This is a genomic window from Aeromicrobium sp. (genome assembly GCF_036675695.1).
In the GTDB taxonomy this organism is placed as follows: Bacteria; Actinomycetota; Actinomycetes; order Propionibacteriales; family Nocardioidaceae; genus Aeromicrobium.
The window spans coordinates 1-7767 of record NZ_JAKFEL010000062.1 but is presented as its reverse complement, the minus strand read 5'-3'; the positions used below and the strand labels follow the sequence as shown (position 1 = coordinate 7767).

10 protein-coding genes are annotated in these 7767 nt (G+C 64.5%); 4 read left to right on the top strand and 6 right to left on the bottom strand.

From position 1 onward, the window contains the following. A partial coding sequence (locus V6M39_RS04280; RefSeq protein WP_332642471.1) for a CsbD family protein occupies window positions 1-111 on the top strand: 111 nt, incomplete at its 5' end. 55 nt (window positions 112-166) lie between these two features. On the opposite strand, the gene V6M39_RS04275 is transcribed toward V6M39_RS04280, so the two are convergent. Beyond that, complete coding sequence (locus tag V6M39_RS04275; RefSeq protein ID WP_332642470.1) at window positions 167-868, bottom strand: lysophospholipid acyltransferase family protein; 702 nt, start codon at window positions 866-868, stop codon at window positions 167-169. Next, window positions 865-1677 (bottom strand): alpha/beta hydrolase family protein, encoded by an 813-nt coding sequence (locus tag V6M39_RS04270; RefSeq protein WP_332642469.1) that lies wholly within the window; start codon window positions 1675-1677, stop codon window positions 865-867. The genes V6M39_RS04275 and V6M39_RS04270 overlap by 4 nt, the downstream gene beginning before the upstream one ends. A gap of 75 nt (window positions 1678-1752) precedes the next feature. Here V6M39_RS04270 and V6M39_RS04265 point away from each other — a divergent pair, with 75 nt between their 5' ends. Beyond that, window positions 1753-3246 (top strand): potassium/proton antiporter, encoded by a 1494-nt coding sequence (locus V6M39_RS04265; RefSeq protein ID WP_332642468.1) that lies wholly within the window; start codon window positions 1753-1755, stop codon window positions 3244-3246. Window positions 3247-3253: 7 nt separating this feature from the next. Here V6M39_RS04265 and V6M39_RS04260 read toward each other — a convergent pair whose 3' ends face one another. Both V6M39_RS04260 and V6M39_RS04255 read right to left on the bottom strand, forming a co-directional pair. Continuing rightward, window positions 3254-3760 (bottom strand): LytR C-terminal domain-containing protein, encoded by a 507-nt coding sequence (locus tag V6M39_RS04260; RefSeq protein ID WP_332642466.1) that lies wholly within the window; start codon window positions 3758-3760, stop codon window positions 3254-3256. Further along, window positions 3760-4062 (bottom strand): type II toxin-antitoxin system VapB family antitoxin, encoded by a 303-nt coding sequence (locus tag V6M39_RS04255; RefSeq protein WP_332642465.1) that lies wholly within the window; start codon window positions 4060-4062, stop codon window positions 3760-3762. The genes V6M39_RS04260 and V6M39_RS04255 overlap by 1 nt, the downstream gene beginning before the upstream one ends. Before the next feature lie 247 nt (window positions 4063-4309). Between V6M39_RS04255 and V6M39_RS04250 the strand changes: the two genes are divergently transcribed. Beyond that, window positions 4310-5218, top strand: coding sequence for a phosphatase PAP2 family protein (locus V6M39_RS04250; RefSeq protein WP_332642464.1), 909 nt, complete (start codon window positions 4310-4312; stop codon window positions 5216-5218). On the opposite strand, the gene V6M39_RS04245 is transcribed toward V6M39_RS04250, so the two are convergent. Next, window positions 5099-5980, bottom strand: coding sequence for a haloalkane dehalogenase (locus V6M39_RS04245; RefSeq protein ID WP_332642463.1), 882 nt, complete (start codon window positions 5978-5980; stop codon window positions 5099-5101). The two genes, V6M39_RS04250 and V6M39_RS04245, sit on opposite strands and share 120 nt — an antisense overlap. An 85-nt stretch (window positions 5981-6065) precedes the next feature. On the opposite strand from V6M39_RS04245, the gene V6M39_RS04240 reads away from it, so the two are divergent. Beyond that, window positions 6066-7307, top strand: coding sequence for an HNH endonuclease (locus V6M39_RS04240; RefSeq protein ID WP_332642462.1), 1242 nt, complete (start codon window positions 6066-6068; stop codon window positions 7305-7307). A 58-nt stretch (window positions 7308-7365) separates the two neighbouring features. Here V6M39_RS04240 and V6M39_RS04235 read toward each other — a convergent pair. Next, on the bottom strand, window positions 7366-7767 hold a 402-nt coding region (locus V6M39_RS04235), incomplete at its 5' end, for a GNAT family N-acetyltransferase (RefSeq protein WP_332642461.1).

Genomic DNA, 7767 nt, shown 5'->3' with positions numbered 1-7767 from the left:
ACCGGCAAGGCAACCGATGACGAGTCGCTGGAGGCGGAGGGCAGAGGCGATCAAGCCGTGTCCGACCTCAAGCAGGCTGGCGAGAAGGTCAAGGACGCCTTCAAGAGCTGATGCTCGCAGAGGATGAGGGGCGCCCCGCGAGGGGCGCCCCTTCTGCTTGCCTGGACTAGTCCAACGCGTTGGCTTCGTCGAGCGTCGGGGCGGAGCCGCCGAGCCGTGCCGGCACCCAGTTCTCGCCCGGGGGGTGTGGCCCGTATGCCTCCTGTACCTCGAGCAGCAGAGCCGACATGGACGCGTACAGCGCGGCGCTGAGCTCGTCGGCTGTGCCTGACGGTGGGATCGGATCACCGATCGTCACCATGACCGGTGTCTTGGTTCGACCGAGATTGCGGGGGAGGCCCTTGGTCACGATGCGCTGCGAGCCCCATACGATGCACGGGATGATCGGCACGTCCGCCTCGATCGCCATACGGGCAGCCCCGGACTTCAGGGACTTGATCTCGAAGCTGCGGCTGATCGTCGCTTCGGGATAGACGCCAACGATCTCGCCCTTGCGGAGCTCGTCGACGGCGGCGCGGTAGGCGTCGCCGCCCGCCGATCGATCGACGGCAATCACCCGGCAGCCCCACATCAGGAACCGGATGACGGGGTTCTTCTTGAGCTCGATCTTGGCCATGAAGCGTACGAATCGCTTGTCGCGGCGTCTCGCGTCGATCCCGATGTAGGTGAAGTCGACGTAACTCGTGTGGTTGATGGCCAGCACGGCACCGGAGTCGGTGGGCAGCCTGCGTTCACCGAGTCGGATCGTCTTGTGACCGGTGATCGCGTTGAACGCGCGGAAGAAGCTGACCACAAAGCCGTAGATCACAGCGCCTCCAGGACCTTCAACGTGCGCACCCAAGCCTGCGACGACGGATCGATGACGACGAAATGGTCGCCCTCGACGCGAATCAATTCAGCATCTCCGCCTGCTTGCTTCGCCCGATCAACGTAGCCGATTGACTGGCTGATCGGGACGATGTCGTCGTCAACGCCGTGGATGCATCGCACCGGCACTGAGAGCGGGATCTGCGTCATCGGGTCGGCCTGGGCGAAGGCGTCGCCGCCCATGAATGCCTTCACGGCACTGGATCCGAGGTTCTCCTCGCTGGCGGTCGCGAGGTCGAGCACCCCAGCCTGGGAAATGGCCGCGGTCACGGGGACCGTCGGGGCCGTACGGCCAGCAGCCAGTACGGCGAGATGGCCGCCGGCGGAGTGTCCCAGCGTGACAACTGTGGAGGTGTCGAGGCCATCGACGTCGGCGAGGGCGTCGATGCCAGCGCTGACGTCGTCGAACGTGTTGGGCCAGCCGCCGCCGTTGCCGACGCGCCGGTATTCGATGTTGTAGGCATCCCAGCCATGTGTGGCCAGCGATGCGGCGAGGGGTCGACCGAGCGAGAGGTCGTACAGGGATTTCCAGAAACCGCCATGGATCACCACGACGACACCCTTGGACGCACCGTGTGCGCGCGTGAGCTCGGCGAACTGTGACGCGTCATCGCCGTACGTGATGGTCTCCACCGATCGCTCCTTCTCGTTCGATGACACGCAGGCGGCGAGGCCAGCAAGAGCCATCAGGCTGAGCACTTGGCGCCGGTCCATCGGGCCAACCGTACGCACGATCGCGTGAAGTGCCACCCCGCAGCACTGTAATTGGAGTGCGTCGTTGCCCGATAGAATCGTGATCCGTCGAGGTCATCGGAAGGGGACCCAGTGAACGCCGCTGAGCTCGACACCGTCCTCCTCGTCGGCTCTGGTGTGCTGATCCTGGCGGTGCTGGCCGTCCGCGCATCAGTCAGTGCGGGGCTTCCCTCGCTGCTCGTCTACTTGTTTCTCGGCCTGCTCCTGGGCAGCTCGGGTCTCGGCATCGAGTTCGCCGACGCCGACCTCGCGCACGCCCTCGGCTTCGGCGGCTTGGTCTTGATCCTTGCCGAGGGTGGATTGACGACCAAGTGGGAGCACGTGCGCCCCAACCTCGGATACGGGCTCTTGCTGGCGACCCTTGGCTCGATCATCAGCGTCACGGTGGTTGCAGTCGGTGCGCACCTGCTGCTCGACCTGAACTGGGAGCTTGCCATCTTGCTTGCAGCGGTTCTGACACCCACCGACGCCGCTGCGGTGTTCTCGGTCCTTCGCACGGTACCCCTGAAGGATCGTGTCACCGGCACACTCGAGGTCGAGTCCGGACTCAATGACGCTCCGATCGTGGTCCTGGTCGTTGCCATCAGCGCTGGTGATCCGCTCGGCCACGGCGGCGTGTTGGGGCTCGCCGCGCTGATCGTCTTCGAGTTGGTCGTCGGAGGCGCGCTCGGATTCGGAGTCGGCCGGGCTGGCGCGTATCTCCTGCGTCGCGTCGCGCTACCCGCGTCGGGGCTCTATCCGCTGGTGGTCTTCGCGTTCGCAGTCCTGGCGTACGGTTCGGCGGCCTACATTCATGCGAGTGGTTTTGCCGCGGTCTACATCGCAGCTCTCGTGCTCGGCAACACCGAGCTCCCGCACCGCGTCGCGACTCGCTCATTCGTCGAGGGTGTCGGCTGGCTGGCCCAGATCGGCTTGTTCGTCATGCTCGGCTTGTTGGCAAGCCCAGACGAGCTGCACTGGTGGCACGTGGGTCACGGCCTCGCGGCGGGAGCGATTCTCACATTCGTTGCGCGCCCACTGTCCGTGATGGCTTGTGCGGTCTGGTTCAAGCGGGACGTCAGAGAACAGTTGTTTGTGGGCTGGGCGGGTCTGCGCGGAGCGGTACCGATCGTCTTGGCCACGATCCCACTGGCAGCGGATGTGCCCGGGTCGGACGACCTGTTCAACATCGTGTTCGTCGCCGTGGTCGTCTACACGGTGCTGCAGGCGACTCCGCTGGCCAGGCTCGCAGCCTTTTGTCGGGTACTCACCGACAAGGCTCGTGATGTCGAGGTCGAGGCGGCACCGTTGGAGCGGGTGTCGGCGGATCTGCTCCAGATCCGCGTGCCCCGAGGTTCGAAGCTGGCCGGTGTCGAGATCGGCGAGCTGCGGCTGCCGGCGGGCGCGTTGGTGACGCTGGTCGTACGCGATGGCAAGACGTTCGTGCCACACCGTACGGATCGACTGTCAATCCATGACGACCTGTTGATCGTCGCTGCGCGCTCCGTACGTGAGCAGACGGAGCAGCGTCTTCGTGACGTAGGCCGTCATGGCCGTCTCGCCGGGTGGGGCCTGGACGAGAACTAAGGCGTGTCTAGGGCAGCTCGACGACCGGCACGCAGGTCGTCACGTCGGTCGAAGCGACGACGCTGCGTATGGACTTGCCCTTGAGCTTGGTGAAACCGTCGCCAATCACGATCACGACACCTTCTTTGACGGCGATGTCGGGTACGGAGTAGCGCACCTTGTTACTGAACTGAGCAGCGACGAGCTTGACCCGCGGATCCTTCGCGTCGTTCGTGAGGATCGTGACAGGTGCGGGCTTGGCACCACTGTTGCTGTTGCCGATCTCACCGCCGAGGAAGCCGTTGCGCTGAAGATTGATGTTGACGCGGTTGGCGAGGCCCGACTTCTTGCTCGCGTTGAAGACGTTCACCGTGACCAAGTTGCTGGTGAGCTTGTCGCCCGCTGCGACCGTGCGCGTCTCGCAGGTCGCTGCCTCGGGGGGCTCTGGCGGCTTGGCCAGCAGCATCTGGATCCCGGCGATCGACCCGATGACAAAGACAACGGCTGACGCGATGAGCGTGAGGGTGCGCGCCATCACGTCGTCTTGCTGATCGAGTGGACCCGGGCATGGAGCATGTTGCGCTGCTGGAGTGCTGCGCGCAACGCGCGGTGCAGTCCGTCCTCAAGGAACAGCTCGCCCTCGAAGCTGACCACGTGGGCGAACAGGTCGCCGAAGAACGTCGAGTCGTCCTCGAGCAGGTGCTCCAGGTCGAGCTGTGTCTTGGTTGTGGTCAAGTCGTCGAGGCGCACCTGGGACGGCGGGATCTGGGCCCATTGGCCCGCACTCAACCCGTGTTCCGGATAGGGGCGCCCCTCAGCCACCCGTCGGAAGATCACCCCCGCAGTCTAGACAGATGTGCGGCAAACCGACGCTGTCGTCCGCCGTAGGACGACCAGGTGCTTCGCTCGCGATGTTGCCGAGGACGCAGTGAAGGCAGCAGATCCTCGAAAAACGTCGCAGATTACCGGTAGCGTCTGAGGGAAGAATTCAGGGGCATCTCTGGTTGCCCCTGTTATCCGGGGGCGAAAAGATATCCCAAGAGGCGACACTCCCGGCGCCTCTGCGCATGACGCTGGAGGTGCAATGAGCGAGTCACCGCGGCCCTCTGCGCGCCAGTCACCCGTCTCGTGGGTGTTTTCGGCCCACCGGATCAAGCGCGGCGCGATTGAGTTCGCCTTCCTGGCGGTGCTCTATGTCGCCTACAGCGCATCGCGCCTGCTGGCCTCCGACGACTTCGCTCCGGCGCGCGGCCATGCCCTCGACATCCTCACGTTCGAGAAGTCCTGGCGGATCGACGTCGAGTCGTGGCTCAACGACAAGTTCGTCCAGTACGACTGGCTGGGCGTGTTCGGCAGCTTCTGGTACGCGACGACCCACTACATCGTCACCATGATCGTGCTGATCTGGATCTATCGACGCAGTGCGAGCGAATACGTCACCGCGCGTCGCTCACTTGCTCTCGCCACCATCATCGGACTGATGTTCTACCTCGTGATGCCTACGGCGCCGCCGCGTTTGATCGAGGGCATGTATGTCGACGTGATGAGTTTCTACTCCTATGCCGGCTGGTGGGGGGCTGACGCTTCGGCACCCAAGGGCCTGGGAGGCATAACCAACGAGCTCGCCGCATTCCCATCGCTGCACGCTGGCTGGGCTCTCTGGGTCGCCCTCGTGCTCATCCGCGCCGGCGTTCCCAAGATTGTGCAGGGTCTCGGACTCGCCTATGCGGCAATGATGACGATCGTCATCATTGGCACCGGCAACCACTGGCTCCTTGATGCAGTGATCGGCTGGATCGTCGTCCTGATTGCCTTTGCTGTCGTCATCGCCTGGGAGCGTCGAAGTCCAGTCACGGCTCATGAGGAAGCGCACCTAAGGCGTGCGACCCAGCCACTCGACGATGTGATCGCCGACAATCCGTCCCTGGTCCTCCGGCACGAAGTGTCCGGAGTTCGCGATGACCCGGAGGGGTTCCGAGACCGGGAACGTTGACTCCATCGCTCGACCGGTCGTGTCGAGCGGGAGGATCGGGTCCGAGTCGGCCCAGAGCAGCAAGATCGGGCGGGTGTCGCGGGTGAGTGCCTCCACGGCGGCTCGACCCTCGGCGGCGCCGGGGTCGTCTGGCGCCTGAGGGATCAGTCCCGGAAGGCTTCGTGCGCCTCCCTTGTGGTCGACAGTCGGGAACGGTGCTTCGTACGCCGCAACCACCTCGGGGGACAGGTCGGTCGCACAACCGCCGTTGACCAGGAAGCCGATTGGCATATCGGGCTCGGCTTGGATGAAGTCACGGAATGCCTGCCAGTCCTTGCCCATCTTCTGGTGGCCGGTGAACAGGCCGGAATCCATGATCACGATGCGCGAGACTCGCTCGGGGACCTCGGTCGTGGCAACCCGCAGGCCGATCGGACCGCCCCAGTCATGCACCACGAGGGTGACATCGGTGAGATCGAGCTCCTCGAAGAGGGCCACGACTGACGCGGTGAGCCGGTCGTACGTGTACCAGTCGTCAGCGGGCTTGTCGGAGCGACCGAAGCCCGGCAGGTCCGGGGCGATGCAACGGTGCCCCGCCTCGACCAGTGGCGGGATCGTGGTGCGCCACAGGTAGGACCAGGTGGGTTCTCCGTGCAGCAGCACGATCGTGCTCCCCTCGCCCTCGTCGAGGTGCGCCAGGCGCATCCCTTCCCACCCCCGATAGTGCGGTTCGAACGGGAAGTCAGGGAGGTCGACGAAACGCTCATCAGGGGTACGCAGCATGGCCCGAGCATAGGGTCGAAGAGTCTTTCCACGGGTCTGTTCAACGCCGAAAGGTCCTGTCGGTGGTGCGTTCTAGGTTGGAAGTATGTTCACCGAAATCGCCACCGAGGACGTCCTTGGGGTTGTCCGTGCGCACGATTTCGGGGACGAGCCGCAGCACCATTTCGGTGCTGCGCGCATTGACGCGATCGTGGCGTTGGAGCGGTTGAACCGAGCGACCCAGGCTGAGATGGTTGCTCAGATCGCAGCCCTCCACGATGACAGGGCTGAGGACATGGGCATAGGCCGCGGTGACCCGACTCTGTCGGTGATCGGTGAGGTGGCGTTGGCGCGCAACATCGGCCCGTCGGCCGCTGGCACGCAGGTTGGGTTGGCACTCGGTCTCAGGCGTCTGCCGAGGGTTGCGGAGCTGTTCGCTGACGGCAGCATCCCGCAGCCGGTTGCTCAGGCTGTCGTCAACGAGTCGGTGTGCCTCGCCGTCGATGACTCGGTTGTGTTCGACGGTGAGATCTCTCCACAGCTGCCAGGTTTGACCGCCAAGAAGGCAGCGAAGGCTGCCCGGCGAGAGGTGGTGCGGATCGATGTCGAAGCCGCTCGTGAGCGTGCCGAGCGCAACCGTGCTGACCAGCGGGTGACGATGTTTCCCGATACGGATGGTGTCGCGATCCTGCAGGTGCGTGGACCCGCCGAACAGATGCTTGCCGCTCACAACGCCCTCGACTCGTGGGCCCGTGGACTCCGCTCTGCCGGTGACGAACGCACGGTCGGCCAGATCATGGCTCAGACTCTTGTCGAGCGGGTCACGGGAGTGGCTCATGCTGATGCGATCGATGTTGAGATCCAGCTCGTCATGGACGCACCTACGATGCTCGGTCAGGACGGTGAACCGGTCGATCTCGTCGGCTACGGGCCGATCAGCCCTGACATCGCGGATGACCTCATTGCTCACGCACCCAACCCGTCGATCCGCCGGCTGCTGACCGATCCGGTCGACGGCACCCTTCTTGTCCGTGAACCGCGTCGCCGCCGTTTCGACTCACTCACCCGCAGCCACATCCGCGCCCGCGACCGCATGTGCCGTATGCCTGGTTGCGACGCACGTATCCGCGACGACGACCACATCCACGACCACTCGCGCGGCGGTGTCACCACCCACCAAAACGGTCAAGGACTCTGCAAGCGATCCCACACCATCAAGTCCCTGCCCGGTTGGAAGGTCACGACCGAGGGCAGGACCACGATCTGGCAGACGCCAACCGGTCACACCTACCGCAGCGACCCGCCACCATTACTGCCCCGCAACCAACCAGGCCATCTACGCCAATAGGGAAACACAAGCGGGCTTGGTCACCTACGCGCGTGGCTGAGGGGCCGTCAAGCAATCGTTAGGCGGCGGACTCGTCGGCTTCGGGTTCGCGGACGAGCATGAGGTTGGTCTTGCCGTTGTCCGTCAGGGCGCCGACTTCTTCGAAGCCGCGGCTCTCGTGGAAGGCGAGTGAGACGTCATTGGTCTCGTAGACCTCGAGGGCAATGGGCAGATCGCCTTCGACCTCTTCGTACAGGCTGGAGGCAACGCCTGCGCGGCGGTGCTCGTCAGAGACGACGATGCGGTCGAGGTAGACGTAGTCGTCGACGAGCTTGTCCTCGAACCACCGGTAGCGGCTCGAGTCGTACTCTGCGCCCGGAGGCAGGGTGATCACGAAGCCGGCGATGTCGCCGTCGCGGTCTGCAACGAGGGCCTGGTCGGACATCTTGACGAGGAGAGACAGGCTCTCGTTGTCGAGTGG

What these genes read in the sequence shown, in the direction of transcription:
- V6M39_RS04260 (WP_332642466.1), bottom strand. Translation starts at nt 3,760, where the DNA reads ATGGCGCGCACCCTCACGCTCATCGCGTCAGCCGTTGTCTTTGTCATC.
- V6M39_RS04250 (WP_332642464.1), top strand. Translation starts at nt 4,310, where the DNA reads ATGAGCGAGTCACCGCGGCCCTCTGCGCGCCAGTCACCCGTCTCGTGG.
- V6M39_RS04245 (WP_332642463.1), bottom strand. Translation starts at nt 5,980, where the DNA reads ATGCTGCGTACCCCTGATGAGCGTTTCGTCGACCTCCCTGACTTCCCG.
- V6M39_RS04240 (WP_332642462.1), top strand. Translation starts at nt 6,066, where the DNA reads ATGTTCACCGAAATCGCCACCGAGGACGTCCTTGGGGTTGTCCGTGCG.